General features: G+C 54.6%; 16 protein-coding genes. 13 read left to right on the plus strand and 3 right to left on the minus strand.

All coding sequences use genetic code 11. The annotated features are described in order from the left end of the window. Positions 1 to 219: 219 nt before the first annotated feature. Entirely contained in the window at positions 220 to 1,521 is a 1,302-nt protein-coding gene (locus tag V4U84_RS18125; RefSeq protein ID WP_334074225.1) for a GntP family permease, read from the plus strand. A gap of 22 nt (positions 1,522 to 1,543) precedes the next feature. After that, complete coding sequence (locus tag V4U84_RS18130) at positions 1,544 to 2,680, plus strand: glycerate kinase family protein (protein ID WP_334077641.1); 1,137 nt, start codon at positions 1,544 to 1,546, stop codon at positions 2,678 to 2,680. A gap of 43 nt (positions 2,681 to 2,723) precedes the next feature. On the opposite strand, the gene V4U84_RS18135 is transcribed toward V4U84_RS18130, so the two are convergent. Then, positions 2,724 to 3,758 carry a CdaR family transcriptional regulator gene (locus V4U84_RS18135; RefSeq protein WP_334077642.1) on the minus strand — a complete coding sequence of 345 codons (1,035 nt, stop codon included), beginning with the start codon at positions 3,756 to 3,758 and terminating at the stop codon, positions 2,724 to 2,726. Between the two features lie 280 nt (positions 3,759 to 4,038). Between V4U84_RS18135 and V4U84_RS18140 the strand changes: the two genes are divergently transcribed. The 8 genes from V4U84_RS18140 to V4U84_RS18175 all read left to right on the plus strand — a co-directional run bounded on the left by V4U84_RS18140 (position 4,039) and on the right by V4U84_RS18175 (position 11,596). Beyond that, positions 4,039 to 4,767 (plus strand): amino acid ABC transporter ATP-binding protein, encoded by a 729-nt coding sequence (locus V4U84_RS18140; RefSeq protein WP_334074368.1) that lies wholly within the window; start codon positions 4,039 to 4,041, stop codon positions 4,765 to 4,767. Positions 4,768 to 4,838: 71 nt separating this feature from the next. Then, on the plus strand, positions 4,839 to 5,642 hold the full coding sequence (locus V4U84_RS18145; RefSeq protein WP_334077643.1) for a glutamate ABC transporter substrate-binding protein: 804 nt from the start codon (positions 4,839 to 4,841) through the stop codon (positions 5,640 to 5,642). Positions 5,643 to 5,711: 69 nt separating this feature from the next. Further along, positions 5,712 to 6,362 carry an amino acid ABC transporter permease gene (locus V4U84_RS18150; protein ID WP_334077644.1) on the plus strand — a complete coding sequence of 217 codons (651 nt, stop codon included), beginning with the start codon at positions 5,712 to 5,714 and terminating at the stop codon, positions 6,360 to 6,362. Between the two features lie 29 nt (positions 6,363 to 6,391). Further along, positions 6,392 to 7,042, plus strand: a complete 651-nt coding sequence (locus V4U84_RS18155; protein WP_334077645.1) for an amino acid ABC transporter permease — start codon at positions 6,392 to 6,394, stop codon at positions 7,040 to 7,042. Positions 7,043 to 7,134: 92 nt separating this feature from the next. Continuing rightward, positions 7,135 to 8,424, plus strand: coding sequence for an ATP-binding protein (locus V4U84_RS18160; RefSeq protein WP_334077646.1), 1,290 nt, complete (start codon positions 7,135 to 7,137; stop codon positions 8,422 to 8,424). Positions 8,425 to 8,427: 3 nt separating this feature from the next. Further along, on the plus strand, positions 8,428 to 9,402 hold the full coding sequence (locus tag V4U84_RS18165; RefSeq protein WP_334077647.1) for a response regulator: 975 nt from the start codon (positions 8,428 to 8,430) through the stop codon (positions 9,400 to 9,402). A gap of 371 nt (positions 9,403 to 9,773) precedes the next feature. Then, a complete protein-coding gene (locus tag V4U84_RS18170; protein ID WP_334074233.1) occupies positions 9,774 to 10,160 on the plus strand; it encodes a GntR family transcriptional regulator in 387 nt (128 codons plus the stop codon). A gap of 17 nt (positions 10,161 to 10,177) precedes the next feature. Then, positions 10,178 to 11,596, plus strand: a complete 1,419-nt coding sequence (locus V4U84_RS18175; RefSeq protein WP_334074234.1) for a DUF5808 domain-containing protein — start codon at positions 10,178 to 10,180, stop codon at positions 11,594 to 11,596. A 54-nt stretch (positions 11,597 to 11,650) separates the two neighbouring features. On the opposite strand, the gene V4U84_RS18180 is transcribed toward V4U84_RS18175, so the two are convergent. After that, on the minus strand, positions 11,651 to 12,298 hold the full coding sequence (locus tag V4U84_RS18180; protein ID WP_334077648.1) for a spore coat protein: 648 nt from the start codon (positions 12,296 to 12,298) through the stop codon (positions 11,651 to 11,653). Positions 12,299 to 12,419: 121 nt separating this feature from the next. Between V4U84_RS18180 and V4U84_RS18185 the strand changes: the two genes are divergently transcribed. From V4U84_RS18185 to V4U84_RS18195, 3 genes are all read left to right on the plus strand, one after another. Then, positions 12,420 to 13,187: a sporulation protein gene (locus V4U84_RS18185; RefSeq protein ID WP_334077649.1), complete on the plus strand. Its 768-nt coding sequence runs from the start codon at positions 12,420 to 12,422 to the stop codon at positions 13,185 to 13,187. Between the two features lie 179 nt (positions 13,188 to 13,366). Next, positions 13,367 to 14,041 carry a lysozyme inhibitor LprI family protein gene (locus V4U84_RS18190; protein ID WP_334074237.1) on the plus strand — a complete coding sequence of 225 codons (675 nt, stop codon included), beginning with the start codon at positions 13,367 to 13,369 and terminating at the stop codon, positions 14,039 to 14,041. Positions 14,042 to 14,210: 169 nt separating this feature from the next. Continuing rightward, positions 14,211 to 14,423 carry a DUF378 domain-containing protein gene (locus tag V4U84_RS18195; RefSeq protein WP_334074238.1) on the plus strand — a complete coding sequence of 71 codons (213 nt, stop codon included), beginning with the start codon at positions 14,211 to 14,213 and terminating at the stop codon, positions 14,421 to 14,423. A 1,132-nt stretch (positions 14,424 to 15,555) separates the two neighbouring features. Here V4U84_RS18195 and V4U84_RS18200 read toward each other — a convergent pair. Beyond that, on the minus strand, positions 15,556 to 16,464 hold the full coding sequence (locus V4U84_RS18200; RefSeq protein ID WP_334074369.1) for an EamA family transporter: 909 nt from the start codon (positions 16,462 to 16,464) through the stop codon (positions 15,556 to 15,558). Positions 16,465 to 16,629: the final 165 nt, after the last annotated feature.

The raw sequence follows: 16,629 nt of genomic DNA on the forward strand, positions 1-16,629 counted from the left end.
TCATCAATTGTTCTAAGGCGGAGATGCTCTTATACTGAAAGCGTATCCAAATGAAAGGGCTTTACAACGATAGATGAAAGGGGTTGCAAAACGAAGCGCATAGAGACGGCATGCATTAATTCGGCAACCAGTACATGTGAAACTTACTACAAGAGCGAATAGAGAAGCCGGAAATAGAGAAACCGGTTAAGAGAAGAAAATCGACAAGGAGGAACTATCATGACAGCAGCAATTGAGATAAGCTGGATTGGCGCGTTGATCGGTTTGGCGCTGGCCATTATATTGATTTTGTTAAAGCTCGCACCCACGTATTCGTTGATTTTGGGGGCGATTGCAGGCGCTTTTATCGGCGGGGCGGACTTTGCGGAAGCCGTCGGCATCCTGATCTCCGGAACCCAAAGCGTGATGGGCACGGTCGTCCGGATCATCGCGGCCGGCGTGTTCGCGGGGGTGATGATGGAGTCGGGAGCGGCGGAAACGATCGCCAAGGTCATTGTGGACAAGCTGGGGGGAACGAAAGCCATGTTGTCGCTGGCCCTGGCCACGATGATTATTACGGCCGTAGGGGTTTTCATCCCCGTTGCGGTACTGATCGTCGCCCCGATCGCTCTGTCGGTCGGTCATAAGATGGGCTATTCCAAAGTGGCCATGCTGGTCGCTTTATCGGGGGGCGGCAAGGCCGGGAACATCATTTCCCCGAACCCGAACACGATTGCGGCGGCCGGCGGGTTTCAGCTGGATGTGAACCAGGTTATGATCGGCGGATTGATCCCGGCGCTGTTCGGGGTGGCTGTGGCTGTCATCATTGCTTCTTTAATCAAATATAAAGGGACTAAAGTGACGGATGCCGAAGTCGAGGAATTGGAAAAAACCAACGCCACGCAGCTTCCCGCTTTATCGAAAGCTTTGGTCACCCCGCTCATCGCGATCGTGCTGCTCATGATCAGTCCGATCGGTTCGATGCTCGGTATCGACGCCCTGGCTTCGTTAAAAATCGATTCCTTGTTCATCCTGCCTTTTGCGGGGATCGTCGGAACGCTGGCATTGGGCAAGCGCACTAAAATTTTGGATTACTGCGGGGCCGGCCTGAACCGGATGACCCCCACGATTCTCATCATCATCGGCGCCGGGGCCATCGGCGGCCTGATTACCGCTTCGACCCTGCCGGCACAAGTGGTGGCGCTTGTCGAATCTTCGGGATTGTCGGGCACCTTCCTGGCTCCGATCGCCGGCGTGCTGATGGCCGCGGCCACCGCCTCGACGTCTACCGGCGTCATCTTGGCGACAGGTTCTTTCTCCCATGCGATTCTGAATACCGGCGTAGCGCCTTTATCCGCCGCGGTTATGACGCATGCCGGGGCGACGGTCATCGACCATCTGCCGCACGGCACTTACTTCCACGTGACCCGGGGCGCGATGAACATGAGCATGAAGGACAGAATGAAGGTCGTTCTGTTCGAAAGTATGGTCGGGTTGACGATGACGATTGTAGCGGTTGTGCTTTACGGATTTATTTTATAAAAAGACAAGGGAGTGGACGCGGGTGGCAACCAAATTTGTACTGGCACCGGACTCGTTTAAAGAAAGCATGACGGCAAAAGAAGTGTGCGAGGCGATGGAAACCGGGATCAAAAGGGCGATCCCCGACGCGGAATGCATCCATGTCCCCATGGCGGACGGCGGAGAAGGCACCGTCCAGTCTCTGATCGACGCCACCGGTGGCACTTTGATTCAGAAGGAGGTGACCGGCCCGCTCGGCACTCCGGTGCTTGCACAATACGGCATTTTGGGCGACGGAAAGACGGGGGTTATTGAAATGGCGTCCGCCAGCGGGATCCACCATGTAACCAAGGAGACCAAAAACCCGCTGATTACGACCACCTACGGAACGGGGGAGCTCATTCGGGACTGCCTCCAAAGAGGCATTACGGAAATTATTCTCGGCATCGGCGGAAGCGCCACGAATGATGGCGGCACGGGGATGGCCAAGGCGCTTGGATATCGGTTTCTCGATAAATCCGGCGAGGAACTGCCGCTGGGCGGAGGATTCCTGGGCGAACTGGAGCGGATCGATACGTCCGGCGTGCTCCCGGGGCTCAAGGACATCCACATTCTGGTGGCGTCCGATGTAACGAACCCGCTTTGCGGAGAGCGCGGAGCCTCGGCGGTGTTCGGCCCGCAAAAGGGAGCCACCCCGAAGATGGTGGAGGTTCTCGACCACAATTTGCGACACTACAGCAGCATCGTCAAAGAGCAGCTGGGAATCGAGGTGGCGGACGTTCCCGGAGCGGGGGCCGCAGGCGGACTGGGAGCCGGGCTACTCGCTTTCACCAAGGCGACGATGAAGAAGGGCATAGAAATCATGATTGAATATACCGGCTTGAAAGAAAAACTCCGGCAGGCGGATTACTGCTTTACGGGCGAGGGCGGTATCGATTTCCAAACCAAGTTCGGCAAAGCGCCTTACGGGGTGGCCCAGGCCGCCAAAAGCGTGAATCCACGGATGAAGGTGATCGCCCTGGCCGGGTATGTGGGCCAAGATGTGGAGGCGTTGTACGAGGAAGGGTTTGACGCCATTTTCGGCATCGTGCCCGGAGCCTCCGATCTCGAAAGCCTGCTTGCGCGGGGCCGGGGAAATGTGGCCCGTACGGCGGAAAGCATCGCCCGCTTGTTAAAATAGAACTCATAAAAAAGGACGTCCACCGAATCCGGCGGACGTCCTATTATTTTGCCCGGTAAACCAGCATAAACAACAGCTCCACAAGCTCCAGCAGATTCTTCGGATCTTTCCCCGTCGTTTTATGGATCCGGCTTAACCGGTAATTCAGCGTATTGCGGTGGATGATGAGCCGGTTTGCCGTTTCATTGGCATTCAGGTTGCACTGGAGGTAGACCTGGAGCGTTCGGATCAGCTCTTCGTTCTTCTCGAGCAAATGAGCGAGCCTTTCGGCTTTGGGGTCGTTCTTTTGCTTTTGCAGCTTCGCCATATCCGCGATGAATTCGCACTCGGCATAGGCCAGTCTTTTTCGCTGAAAAAAGACCCCCTTCAGCACGCGCATCGCCGACCTGGCCTGGCTGTATCCGGCTGCGACCGTCTCGTTGCGGTGGCTGACGGTCATGAACGCTTCCGGATACAGGCCGGCGATTCGCTCCTGAAGCGCCTCCACCGGGCCGTCCTCTTGAATGACGAGGCAGAGCGAGTGGCCGGACGGCTTGAAGGAAGCGAGATCGGCGACCGGCTCTTCGGCCATCTCATCCGGCGCTTCCATATATATGATCCGGGAAGGCTTCGCCAACTGGATCCCGTAGACCGAGGCCTGTTCCGCCAGTTCCTTGGTATAGGCGGTCTCCGGATCGGTGATGACCTGAAAAAACTCCTGCTTCAGGGCGTTTTTCAGGTTTTCCCGCTCGAGGGCCATACTCTGCTCGATGAGCAGGATCACCGCGGAACGCAAAAGATTCCCGAACGGCCTCGTTTCCGCCACCTCGCCGCTGATTCCCACCACGCCGACAATGCGGCCGTTCAATTCGATCGGCAGGTTGATGCCCTTTTTGACGAATCGCTCGTCCTCCGTAATATCGACGCCTTTTTTTTGCCGGATCGCCTCCACGGCGCCATGATGCAGGGTACCGATCCGTTCCTTGTTTCCGCTGCCGATGATTCTGCCCGTATGATCCATAATGTTGATGTTATACGGAATGTCCTTCATCATCTTGTCCACTATGTTTTGAGCCTGAACCGGCGTTAATTCATACATTGCTGTATCCCCTCTGCAAATCTCTTGGTTCGATTGTAAGCATCCGGCCCGGATTTTTCAATGAACCCTTCCACAGGCGCAAACCTCCCACAGGGCGTTATTGCCAGCGCTTTCCTCCCGTTTTATCACCCTCATAACAAACGGTTATCACAATTTTTAACGGATTTTTCCGTAGGATGCCGTAGGATTCCGTAGTCGTTCCTGTACGGTGGGTTTACTACGTAACAAATCATAACATCGGTCCAGGCATATGGCGGTTTTTAGAAGGGAGGGACTCAAACTGATCCAATTTCATCAGGTGGAGAAGCACTACGGGCATTTTCATGTGTTAAAAAACATCAATTTGTCCGTGGAGGAAGGGGAAGTGGTTGTGGTCGTGGGCCCCTCCGGCTCGGGAAAAAGCACGATGCTGCGCTGCATCAACCGGCTGGAGACGATTACGAGCGGCCTGCTGACGGTAAACGGGGTACAGATCCATGACCGAAAGATCGACATCAATCGCGTCAGACGGGATATCGGTATGGTGTTTCAGCATTTTAACCTGTATCCCCATAAGAAAGTCCTCGATAACATCACCCTGGCACCGATCAAAGTGCTGGGCCTGTCCAAGGCGGAGGCGGCCGATACGGCGATGTATTACCTGGAGAAGGTGGGCATCGCCGACAAAGCGAACGCCTATCCGTCCCAGCTGTCCGGCGGTCAGCAGCAGCGGGTGGCGATCGCCCGGGGGCTGGCGATGAAGCCGAAAATCATGCTGTTCGACGAGCCGACTTCGGCGCTCGATCCGGAGATGGTCGGCGAGGTGCTGGACGTGATGAAAGCACTGGCGCGCGAGGGGATGACGATGGTCGTCGTGACCCATGAAATGGGCTTCGCCCGCGAGGTGGCGGACCGGGTTGTTTTTATGGACCAGGGTCAAATCCTCGAGGAGAGCGAGCCGGAGGCGTTTTTCGACCGGCCGCAGGAAGAGCGGCTGAAGACGTTCCTCGGCCGATTGCTGAGCCACTAGAATCGGGGCTTTGCCCGGCGGCGGGGTCCGCAGGCGGAGAGGCTATTTTGATGATAAAGGAGAGGGAATTCATGAAAAAACATTGGAAAATGATCTCGCTCGGCCTGGCGACGTGCTTGATGATGACCGTTCTGGCCGGTTGCGGAGGCAAAAAGGAAGAAGGCGGGCTCGCCGCCATTAAGGAGCGGGGCAAGCTGGTCGTCGGGGTGAAGTTCGACACCAAGCTGTTCGGTTTGAAGGACCCGTCCTCCGGGAATGTGGAGGGATTCGACATCGACATCTCCAAGGAACTGGCCAAGCGGATTTTGGGCGACGCGAGCAAGGTGGAGTTTAAAGAAGTGACGTCCAAGACGCGGATTCCGATGCTCAATAACGGGGAAATCGACATGGTCGTGGCCACGATGACGATCACGGAGGAGCGGAAGAAGGAAGTGGATTTTTCGGACGTGTATTTTCAAGCCGGACAGTCGCTGCTGGTGAAGAAGGGGAGCCCGATCCGGGGGATTGAGGATGTGAGCGCGGAGACCAAGGTGATGAGCTCCAAGGGCGCCACCTCCGTGAAAAATATCAAAGAAAAGGTGCCCGGCATCACGGTTCTGGAATTCGACAATTACCAGGATGCCTTCAGCGCGCTGAAAGCGGGGCAGGGCGATGCGCTGACGACGGACGATGCGATTCTGTACGGCATGGCGGCGCAGGACCCGAATTTTGAGGTCGTCGGGGAACCGTTCACCGATGAGCCGTACGGGATTGCCTTCCGCAAGGGCAGCGCCGAACTGGTGCAAGCGGTCAATGACGCGCTGAAAGCGATGCGGGAGAGCGGAGAGTACGAGGCGATTTACGAGAAATGGATCGGGAAGAAGCCTGCGGAGTAAACGAGTTCCAGGGGAGGAGGGGCGGGATGACCGCCTAACCTTCCCTTCAATCCAGGGGGTGAGACATCGATGGATTTTACCGTATTGACCGAAAATATGGAACCGTTTCTGCGCGGCTTTCTCAATACGATTTGGGCCAGCCTGCTCGGTTTGGCCGGAAGCTTCGTACTCGGCGTCATCATCGCCGTATTCCGGATCACCCGGCTTCGTCCGCTGGTCTGGTTCGGGACGGGGTACGTGGAGTTTTTTCGCAACATTCCGCTGCTCTTGGTCGTGTTCCTGTTTTATTTGGGGCTGCCTTCAATGGGCGTGACCTTAAGCGGCTTTGCGGCGGGGACGCTGGGACTGGCCGTGTACACGTCCGCTTTTATCGCGGAGGCGATCCGGGCGGGGATTATGGCGGTGCCCGCCGGTCAGACGGAAGCGGCCCGTTCCTCGGGGCTCGGCTACGTGCAGACGATGGTCCATGTCGTTTTGCCCCAGGCGATCAAGCTGGTCATTCCGCCGCTCAGCAACCAGTTTATCAACCTGGTCAAAAACTCTTCCGTCCTGAGCATCGTCGCCGGGTTCGATCTGATGTATTACGGCGACGTGGTCGCCACGGAGACGTTCGACACGATCAATACGTACTTGTTCGTCGCGATGTTTTATCTGATCATCACGCTGCCGCTGAGTTACGGCTCCCGCGTGCTGGAACGGAAGCTGGCCAGGCATGATTAAGCGTTTATGAAGAGAGGAGGGGAAGATGCATGGATTTTGCCGGAGCGTATTCGGGCGAGTTTTTGGTATTTCTGTTGGACGGCCTGTGGATGACCTTGAAAATCGCGCTGATCTCTATCGCGCTCAGCTTCACCTTCGGCTGCCTGATCGGGATCGCCAGGTATGCGCGGGTGTCGGTGCTGTCGCCCGTCCTGGCGGTGCTGGTCGAGCTGCTGCGGAACCTGCCGCTGCTGCTGATCATCCTGTTCAGCCGGTTCGCGCTGCCGGATCTCGGGCTTCAGCTCGGACCGGAAGGCGCGGCGATCGCGGCCCTGACGGTGTTCGAGATGGCGATGATCTCCGAAGTGGTCCGCGGCGGGCTGAACTCGATCCCCAAAGGGCAGATCGAAGCCGCCCGTTCCTCGGGGCTGAGCGGGGTGCAGACGCTGCGCCATATCGTTCTTCCGCAGGGCCTGCGGCGGATGGTGCCGCCTCTGGTGAGCCAGTTTATTTCCCTGCTCAAGGACACCTCGCTCGCCACGGCGATCGCCTTGGCGGAGTTAATGCACAATGCCCAGATTATTATCGGGCACAGCTACAATTATGCGATCCCGGTGCTGCTGCTTTGCGCGGTCATTTATTTTATCGTCAATTACGTATTGTCCCTGCTGTCCCGGCGGCTGGAGAACAAGATGGTTTAGCCCCGCCGTTACACCCGATGTCAGAGTGCTTATTGAAAAAAAACGGGAGTATGCTAGTATAGTTCCAACGTATCGGCGGGGGATGAGAAGCGATGATGACGGGGCCTTTTTTTCGCCATCGGGCAGGCCGGATGCTCCTGGTGGCTGCGGGTACGGCGATCGCCGGCGAATTTAAAATCAATCCGTTTGACGGCGATATTTTTCGTATTGCCTTGGGGAGCAGCGCCTTCCTCCTGTTCCTCCTTCTTCTCCGCGACCTCCCTTGCCTGAAGACCGGCATGGCGACGGGGGCCGTCGTCCTGCTGTTTCGCGTGGCGCTGGATGTGCTCTGGCCGAATCACGCTCCCCCGCTTCAAAGCTTCTGCAACCATATTTCCGCGGCCGTGTATTATATCGCCTTCGGGGCGGCTTTATCCTTCGTGCGCCGGCTGGACCGCGTCCATCCGCTGCTGCTGGGCGGCGCGGCGGCCTGCGCCGACTTTATTTCCAATGAAGCGGAACTGCTGACCCGCATGCTCGTCCTCGGCACTTCTTCCTTCCACTTGAGCGAGTGGGCGTACCTGTCCCTGATCGCCGTGCTCCGAACGTATTTCGCGACCGGCATCTACAGCAGTATGGCGATTTACCGGATGCGCGCCGTCCAGGCGGAGCAGCAGCGGCGGATCGACCAGATGCTTGGCTTCGGCTCGGGGTTGTATGGCGAGGTATTTTACCTGCGCAAATCGGTCGACACGGTGGAGCGGCTGACGGCGGAGAGCTACGGGCTGTACCGCGACCTTAAGCAGGACGGCCGAATCGCGCACGCCAGGCGGCTGCTGGATATCACGCAGCAAATTCACGAGGTGAAGAAGGATTCGCAGCGCATTCTGGCCGGGCTGCTGAAGCTGTCCGAGCAGGAGGACGCCGCAGCCGACATGCGGCTTGCGCAGATGGCCGATTTTTTGCTCAAAAGCAACGCCGAGTATGCCCGGATGCTGGGCAAGGAAATCAGTTTCGAGCAAATGGTGACGGCCAACTACCGGACGAACCGTTACATTCCGCTGCTTACGCTGCTCAACAACCTGTTGGCGAACGCGGTGGAGGCGATCGAAGGACGCGGAACGGTGGGGCTGCGGATTTTTGAGGCGCAGGGCCGGACCTGGATCGTGGTGCAGGATAACGGACGAGGCTTTGAGGAGGGAGATAGGGATCTCCTCTTTGAGCCGGGCTTCACCACGAAATTCGATGAGGAGGGGGCCGCGGCCACCGGCATCGGATTATCGCATGTCCGGGATATTGTGAGTGCTTTTGGCGGACGGGTTGAAGTGAGAGCACCGGTCGCGGGACCGGGAGCGGTATTTGAAGTCGCGATTCCGACGATCACGATCAAGAGAGGGGATTGAACGATGGCGCTTTCCTTTTGCATTGTGGACGATGACCGGGGTACCCGGCGCATGCTTCAGCATATCATCGAAGGGAGCCGGCTCGGCGAGGTCGTGGGCATGGCCGCAGGCGGCGCGGAAGGCACCCGCATGATTCTGGAACAGTTGCCCGACGTCGTGCTGATGGATCTGCTGATGCCCGATCAGGACGGCATCGAAACGATCTCCCTGCTCCAAAGCCGGGGCTGCGGGGCAAGGTATGTCATGATTTCGCAAATTGAAAATCAGGATATGGTAGGGCGCGCGTACCGGACGGGAATCGAGTTTTTCATCCGCAAACCGATCAATCGGATCGAGGTTGAAGCGGTGCTGCGGAAGGTGTCGGAGCGCTGGACGGTGAACCGCTATCTCACGGAAATCCGCTCCTCGCTGGCGAAGCTGGAGGGAATGCAGCGGGCGCTGGCGGTGTCGGAGGGACCCGGGATAATATCCGGCAGGCCATATGCCGGAGAAGCTGCCGGCGGCCCGGCTCCCATGAGGGGTTCCGTCGCCCGCAGAACCGTGAAGGACGCCGTGCAGCCCATTCTGATGAGCATGGGAATGATCGGCGAGAGCGGGAGCCGCGATATCATCGCGATTCTGGAATGGCTGATGGAGGGGCCGCGGGCGGGGTTTCCGCCGCTGCGGGAGATCTACCGGGCCGTGGCCGGTACCGGCGGAACTCGGGATTCGGCCGACCCCGAAAGGGAAATCAAGGCGATCGAGCAGCGCTTGCGCCGCGCCTTGACCGTCGGGATCAGCCATCTGGCCTCCCTCGGGCTGACCGACTACGGCCACCCGAAGTTCGAATATTACGCGCCGCTCTATTTTGACTTTGCGGAAGTACGCCAAAAGATGAAGGATCTGGAACAAGGGCGCAAGGACGGCAAAGTAAAGGTGAACATCAAGAAATTTCTGCAGGTGCTGTACCTGGAGGTGCAGGAGCAACTGCGGGAGTGAAGCGTGGAGACGGGGAGAGGCGAGATTCAACTTTTTCAACGGAAATAATAGCCGCTATTCCTGCCCGAGAGGCCGATGTCAAAACCTAACGGAAATACCAGCTCCTATTTAGCCAAGGTTTGGCCGTCCGAACAGGAAAGGCGGAAAATAGGCGCTATGGCGTCCGTTAGATTTCGGAAAAGGCGTTTTTTGCAAGAATAGCGGCTACTGCGTCCGTTAGAATACCGGAGCCGGAGACTGCCACGAGGACAGGCCGTCGGCAGCTCCGAATTCGCCGGACCTAAGGGCGAAGTGGAACGATCTGGATTTTAAGTATTATCTGTATTAATATATATAATACAAAAAACCAACATACTGGGAGGTGCCCGTCCATGCTGATTTCATTAGATTTGGATAACGAGACTCCTTTATATGAACAGCTGTGCAATCAGATTATTATCGGGATTGCTACCGGGGAACTGGCGGAGCGGGAGAAACTGCCCACGGTCCGGCAGTTGGCTGACGACCTGGGGATCAACGCGATGACGGTCAATAAAGCCTATGCGCTGCTGAAACAGGAAGGATACATTGCGATTGATCGCCGCCATGGAGCCAAAGTGAACGCCCGACAGCGGCGTAAGGGTGATTCCGCCCCGGAAGCGGAATTGGAGGAAAAGCTCGAATTGCTTATCGCCCAAGCGACGATCCGGGGAGTTGACCAATCGTGTTTTCAGCAGCTTTGCGCACGGATTTTTTCGAAAATGAGCTATCAACTTTAATTCCCTGATGAAATGAGTTGATTCCTATTTTTACTGTGTTGTTATCGGGCGTTGCCTTGCTCTGTTATATCGTACTCCTTGCCACATATGGTCCGCAGGCCAAATACCATAATGGTATGTTGTTTGCCGTGACATTGCCTGCCCATGCGATGGAGCATCCGGAGACGGCAAGGATTCAAGCCGGTTTCCGCAAGCGGTTCAGGATGACCGGCCTCGGCATGGTGCTGATGTTTGTTCCCGTGCTGCTCCTTCGCGGCCATATGGCCTATCAGATCGTTTGCTTTTTGATGTGGTTGCCGGTCTTTCTCATCGTTATGGCCCTGCCTTTCCGCAAGGCGTTCCGGCAGATGCTGGCTTTAAAGCGCGAACAGGACTGGTTTGTGGGGCCGAAGCGGGTGGTTATGGGCGATTTGCGGGTGGCCCGGTTGAAAAACCGGAAGTCCGCTTCCTTGTGGCTGTTTGTCCTTCCTGTGGCCATGGCCACAGGAATAATGCTGTTGGCTGCCCGCGAGGAAATCCGGCTTCTCGGCATCGCCTCCGGTGGACTCGTTGTCACGGCCTTGCTTTTCCTGGTCTCCTTGCTGATGCGAAGAACCAGAGCCAAAGTGTACAGCGAGAACAGTGAAATAAATATCGGTCTGAATCAGGCCAGAAGGAGAGTGCTCTCTTTATTATGGCTTGCGGTTGCGATCGTGGAGAATATCCATTTTTATTTGATCACTTTGCTCGCGCTTCGCGCGGGTGCCGGAATGGCCGCAAACTGGGTGGCGATTACCCTGTTGTTCACAGCGGTGCCCTGCGCGATGGTAATGTACGCCTACCGTAGAATCCGCACGCTTGAGCGGGATGTGCTGGCTCAGGAAGGAAAAGTCCTTGTAACGGATGACGATGAGTACTGGGCCAACGGGTTTACCTATCATAATCCTTATGACAAGAGTATTTTCGTTCCCAAGCGAGTGGGGCTGGGCGAAACCGTTAACACTGCGACCTTGACCGGAAAAATACTCGTCTGGGGCATTCTCGGTCTGACCGCCTCGGTGCTTGTCGGAGTTTCCTTTATGCTTATCCGTTCCGAACTCATATCGCCCGAACTGCGGTTTTCCGCGGAAAATCGCATTGAAATCGATTATCCGATGTATTCTTACGACTTCCGTGCGGAAGACATCCGGGAATTGGCCCTTGTCGACGAGCTGCCTGCATCAGGGATAAAGATCAACGGGGAAGCGACCGAACGGCATGCACGCGGTCATTTCCGCTTGAAGGGTTTGGGCGATGCCAGGCTGTACATTTTTAAGGACCGTCCCCCATTTATCCGGATCAAGCTGGAGGAAGGGTATATTTTTTACAATGAAGAGGAGCCGGTGTTGACGCAAAAATTGTATGATCAGTTGAAAGAGCGTGTCGCGTCCGGAAAAAATAATGGAGAGAAAGAATAGAAGAAGCCGCCTGGGGCGGCTTCTTTTATAGCTGGGGTTTCGGCGACCAGCGCACTACATGTATTGCTGACCGGACTGTTGGTTGCCCAGGTTGCCCAGGTTGCCCAGGTTGCCCAGGTTGCCCATCATTGGAGCGGTACCGTAGGAATGCATGTAGGTGTTCATCGTCGTGTCTTTCAACGTCGGGATTTGATAGTATCCCTTTTGGTTGGCGTATTGGAAGCCTTCATAAGCCATGTCCGCCGATTTGTTTGCGCAAGTTTGCATGAAATGGCGCAGCGTCGGGTTGGCCATTTCCAGGGTGGCCTTCATTTTTAAAGCGGCTGTTTGCTTGTGACACGTAATCAGACAGAGGGCTACGTCCATGTCATCGATTTGATCGCTGCTTTGGGCGGGGGTTTGGGTTTGCGGATTGCGTAGTCCATACATCGGTTGGAACGACATATCGGCCGGATTCATCCGCATATCCGGCAGTGTTTTTTGGGCGCGGGCCGGCATCGCTTCGGAAGCTCCCAATTGATGAGCCATTTGCACCAGGTTGTTGTATTCCATCGTGCAGGCGTGCAGGTGGTTGTTCATCATCGTTTGCAATTGCGGGTCTTTTGCGTGCGGGCGGAACAACTGCAATGTATTCAATCCGTGAATGGCATCGTTCATTACTTCATGCAGTTCCATAACCTCATGTGCGCCAAGAGTATTCATCGGTTGGTAAACCCTCCATAACTGTTAATTTTATTTACTTCAAAATTTTGCTCAAAGGTTATCCCAATTATGCGTCGTCTTGTGCTATATTTATCCTAAATTATTGAAAGCGAGGGGTATGATGTCATTCGTAAACAAATTGCTGGCCAGTGTTGGAATCGGTTCCGCCAAGGTGGATACCGTGCTTTACCACGACCAGTTGATCCCTGGCGAACCCGTTGAGGGGGTTGTCCGCATTAAGGGAGGTAATGTCGAGCAGACGATCGATAGTATTTTTCTTAAATTGTTTACGACCTATGAACGCGAATCCAATGACAGTACGATTACGTCCCATGCGGAGCTGGGAAGCTATCAGCTTACCCGGTCGTTTACGCTGAAACCGGACGAAGAGAAAGACATTCCTTTTTCCTTCATCCTGCCATTGGATACCCCGCTCACTTTGGGAAAAACCCGCGTCTGGGTCCAAACGGGGCTGGATATTAAAAACGCCGTCGATTCGTCCGACCGGGATTACATCGCCATTTCTCCAACACCGCTGGTATCCGCCTTTTTGAATGCGGTTCATTCCCTGGGCTTTCAATTGCACTACGCCAATTGCGAACAGGCATCGGGCATTTTCCGCAATCGCCTGCCGTTTGTGCAGGAGTTCGAATTCGTGCCCGTGAATGGCGCGAACCGCCAAAGGCTGGATGAGCTTGAAGTGGTGTTTCTGCCGCAAGCGGATGGCGTCAAAGTCATTATGGAAATCGACCGGAGGGCAAGAGGATTAAGCGGATTCCTGGCGGAGGCCATGGATATGGACGAAACGAAAATCAGCCTGTTTGTGACGGAACGGGATATCCCGAATTTGCCGCAGATGATTCAATCCTGCATTTCCCGGTTTAGTTAAGCCGCTTTTTCAATAGGTGTTGGATTGAAGGCCCGTTCCTTGAGGAGCGGGCTTTTATCACTTTTTTTGGCTATTTGGAAGAAACATGCAACCTTCCTTACTGACGTAACGTTTCAGGTAATGAACTGCTGTCGTATAAATGTGATGAAGATAAAAATTGGTAAGGATAGGTGAAGATATTGAAAAAACTAGTTATTCTAACGTTGTTGACTTGCGTATTTTTGTCCGGCTGCGGAGGGACCAAAAATGAGGGGACAGCGGAGATTATCCCCATTCCGTCCGGACAGGAAAGTCCGCCGGCGGATCAGGGAAGCGCCGCATCGAACAGCGCTGGTAAAGGGACGGCGGACAGCGCCCCGGCGAAGAGCCCGTCGGCGGACAAAAACAGCGACAGTGTGAGCCACACCCCGGGAGCGGCAGGAACGAAAGACAATACTGGTCCGGCCCAAGGCAAAGAACCGGCTGAGGCCGGAAAAAAGCCGGGCGTTCAGAAAATGACCCAGGCGGATGCTCTCGAAATGCTCGATGAGATCGAAAAGGGACTGTCGGAATTGGATCAACTCAACGAGGAAGGGACCACCGCCTCAATGACCCAGGCGGCGGACGAAACTTACAAGCGATGGGATACGGCGCTGAATGAGATTTACGGGGAGTTGAAGAACCAGCTTACCGAAAGCGCCATGAAGGATTTGAAGGAAGAACAGCGAAAGTGGATTACCGAGCGGGACGAAGCCGCGGCGAAAGCGGCGGAGGAATTCGAGGGAGGGACCATGGAAGCTTTGCAGTTGGCCGCGACCAAGGCCGAAATAACCAAGAAAAGATGCTACGAGCTGGCCGAAAACTTTATGAAATAAAGGAAAAGAAAGAGGGGATAACGCTTCGGTGGCCGAGCGTTATTCCCTTATGTTCATTCCTCTGCGTCGGCGGAAATTGTTTTTCTTTTTAGATAAACGCATAACCTATCCACAAAATGGGTACGTTGCTAATAAACATGCAGTTACACATTATAAGGAGTGGACGGGATTGAAAACCTTAAATATCATTGCTCTTACCTTACTGATCGTGGGAGGTTTAAACTGGCTTCTGGTCGGACTCTTCCAGTTCGATCTGGTGGCTTCGCTCTTTGGCGGCCAGGACGCCACCGTGTCCCGAATCGTTTATGTGATCGTCGGCATCTGTGCGCTGTATTCACTCAAGTTTTTTAACGATGTGAGCAACGGAGAACGTGCAAAATAATGACCTACACTACTGAAAAGGCACCCTTCAGGGCGCTTTTTCTTAGTGCGGTGTCCATCTATAACGAAAATCATAGCGCCTATTTCTGCCCAGAAGACCATTTTCAAAATCTAACGGAAATCGTAGCGGCTATTTGACAGAAAATCGGCCGTTTTGCCAAGGGTTGCGGAAATAGGCGCTGTTGCGTCCGTTAGACTTTGGAAAAAGCACTAGCGTTGCATTAACCCTGACACATGATTACAACGGAGCTTGATGCCTTAATCGCTTTTAAAGAACTTCGCAAAAAAGTACCGGCCTTTAAACAAGGTTCTGCAGTTAGGAAGTCTAACGGCCGTGAGAGCCGTTATGTTGCGATTGAATCACGTATTGGGATTTTAACGGTCGTGTGAACCGTTATTTACCATCATTTCGACCAAAACAGCCATACTTATATGAAATAGGGGCCGTGGCGGCCGTTAGAATTTGGAGTCAGCGCAAACAGGGCAAATAACGGCTGTGGCGACCGTTAGCATGGTTTAGAGGGGGAGACGACGATCTAAGTTCGACATGCTGCTTGCCGAAGCGGCGGATTGGCCCCAAATGGGCAGCATCAAGGAAGGTTTGATGCAACGTCATTGCCTAAAAGTCGGCTATTCCCCCCCCCGACCACCCGAATTCGCCAAAATAGCGCTGCATAAGGCGCAAAAGGCTCTTATTCACCTGCCCTGCTTCAAAGGGAGGATGCTACAGCCGTTAGACCTCGCGGGTTAATGCAACGCTAGTGTGGAAATAGTGTTTTTTGTAAAAATAGCGGCTGCTGCTTCCGTTAAAATTCCCACAGGGGCGAATCTACGAATCTCCGCAAGGTTCCGGTGGAGGAGAACGGCTCAAGACTAACGACGTAGCAAGCAGCTGAGCGATTAGCTGGAATTTCTCCCGTTTAATTGGCTCGAAAGCCGTCAGAAGACCAAATAGCTGGAATTTCTCCAGCTATTTCTGCATCCCAAGGGCGAATGGGCCCTCTAGCCGGCGATTAGCAGGAGGTTTTCCAGCTAATTGCATATCGTGCGCCCTTTAGCCCGAAATAACGGGAGTTTTTCCCGTAATTTTCTTTTCCCCAGGCGGGCATTGTTGAAATAGGCGTTCGCGATTCCTACAGCTCATCCGCGATTCCCAGCAGGGCGATTCCCAGGATGACGATAACAATGACGGCATACTGCGCCCGGCTCAGCCGCTCTTTAAGGAACAGGCGGGAGAGGAGGATCGAGAAAATACTGTAGGAAGCGATCAGTGGTGCGGCGATGATGGCATTGCTGGACATGGCGAAGACATAGAAAAACTGCCCGATCGTTTCGAAGATCGCCGCATACCCTTTGACCCGTTCCCGGAACAGGTTGAAGGGTTGTTTTTTGATTCCGCGCAGGTAAATCAACCCGATTAAGGCGCACAGGAAGAAGGTGAACTCATAAGCCAGCAGCGCCGCATCTTCGCTAATCAAGCTCCATTCGTCCAGATAGATGGCATCCGCAAAGGTACCGAGCCCGTCGATCAGGCAGTAAAGGATCGGAAACAGGATCGCCATGACGCCGATCTGATATTTTTTGTCGAAATGCAGCGCTCCGGTCTCCAGCGCGGCTCGTTCGGCTCTTTTTTCCAGGATGGCGATGCCGACCACCCCTGCCGTAATGATCGCGATGCCCACAATTTCAAGGACGCCCAAGCTGTGCGTAAAAAAGAGAAACAATAGCATCGTTGTCACGGCTCCGGAGGAATTCTGCACGGGAGAGGCGATAGACAGCTCGATATAGCGAAGGCCGATGTAACCGATCGTCATCGACAAAATGTAAAGGGCGGAAACGGGCAGATAACGGATCATGTCCGCAGGATGAAAGGCGAGTCCTTTTAACAGCATATAAGCAACAGCGTGCACACCCATGACCAGGCCGACCATGATCACGATTTTGATATGGCTGAACCGGTCGTTGCTATCGCTGCCTTTTTTGTAAAAAAGATCCGCACCTCCCCAGGCCATCGCCGTCAATAAGGCAAACAAAAACCACATCATTCAAAACCCCTTGTTATCAATTTCAAACAAACCCCTAAAAAAGGCTTTCTCATTATAAGGGTCATGAGCAGAGGGCTGTCAATGACAAATAGACGTAAGTCCAGGACAAGAGCCTAAATTAATTAGTAAGAGGTACCTTGCCTAGAACTCAAATGTGAAAAA

It is taken from the genome of Paenibacillus sanfengchensis, assembly GCF_036864765.1.
Classification (GTDB): Bacteria; Bacillota; Bacilli; order Paenibacillales; family Paenibacillaceae; genus Fontibacillus; species Fontibacillus sanfengchensis.

What these genes read in the sequence shown, in the direction of transcription:
- V4U84_RS18145 (WP_334077643.1), top strand. Translation starts at nt 4,839, where the DNA reads ATGAAAAAACATTGGAAAATGATCTCGCTCGGCCTGGCGACGTGCTTG.
- V4U84_RS18125 (WP_334074225.1), top strand. Translation starts at nt 220, where the DNA reads ATGACAGCAGCAATTGAGATAAGCTGGATTGGCGCGTTGATCGGTTTG.
- V4U84_RS18170 (WP_334074233.1), top strand. Translation starts at nt 9,774, where the DNA reads ATGCTGATTTCATTAGATTTGGATAACGAGACTCCTTTATATGAACAG.
- V4U84_RS18160 (WP_334077646.1), top strand. Translation starts at nt 7,135, where the DNA reads ATGATGACGGGGCCTTTTTTTCGCCATCGGGCAGGCCGGATGCTCCTG.
- V4U84_RS18200 (WP_334074369.1), bottom strand. Translation starts at nt 16,464, where the DNA reads ATGTGGTTTTTGTTTGCCTTATTGACGGCGATGGCCTGGGGAGGTGCG.
- V4U84_RS18135 (WP_334077642.1), bottom strand. Translation starts at nt 3,758, where the DNA reads ATGTATGAATTAACGCCGGTTCAGGCTCAAAACATAGTGGACAAGATG.
- V4U84_RS18180 (WP_334077648.1), bottom strand. Translation starts at nt 12,298, where the DNA reads ATGAATACTCTTGGCGCACATGAGGTTATGGAACTGCATGAAGTAATG.
- V4U84_RS18155 (WP_334077645.1), top strand. Translation starts at nt 6,392, where the DNA reads ATGGATTTTGCCGGAGCGTATTCGGGCGAGTTTTTGGTATTTCTGTTG.
- V4U84_RS18185 (WP_334077649.1), top strand. Translation starts at nt 12,420, where the DNA reads ATGTCATTCGTAAACAAATTGCTGGCCAGTGTTGGAATCGGTTCCGCC.
- V4U84_RS18165 (WP_334077647.1), top strand. Translation starts at nt 8,428, where the DNA reads ATGGCGCTTTCCTTTTGCATTGTGGACGATGACCGGGGTACCCGGCGC.
- V4U84_RS18150 (WP_334077644.1), top strand. Translation starts at nt 5,712, where the DNA reads ATGGATTTTACCGTATTGACCGAAAATATGGAACCGTTTCTGCGCGGC.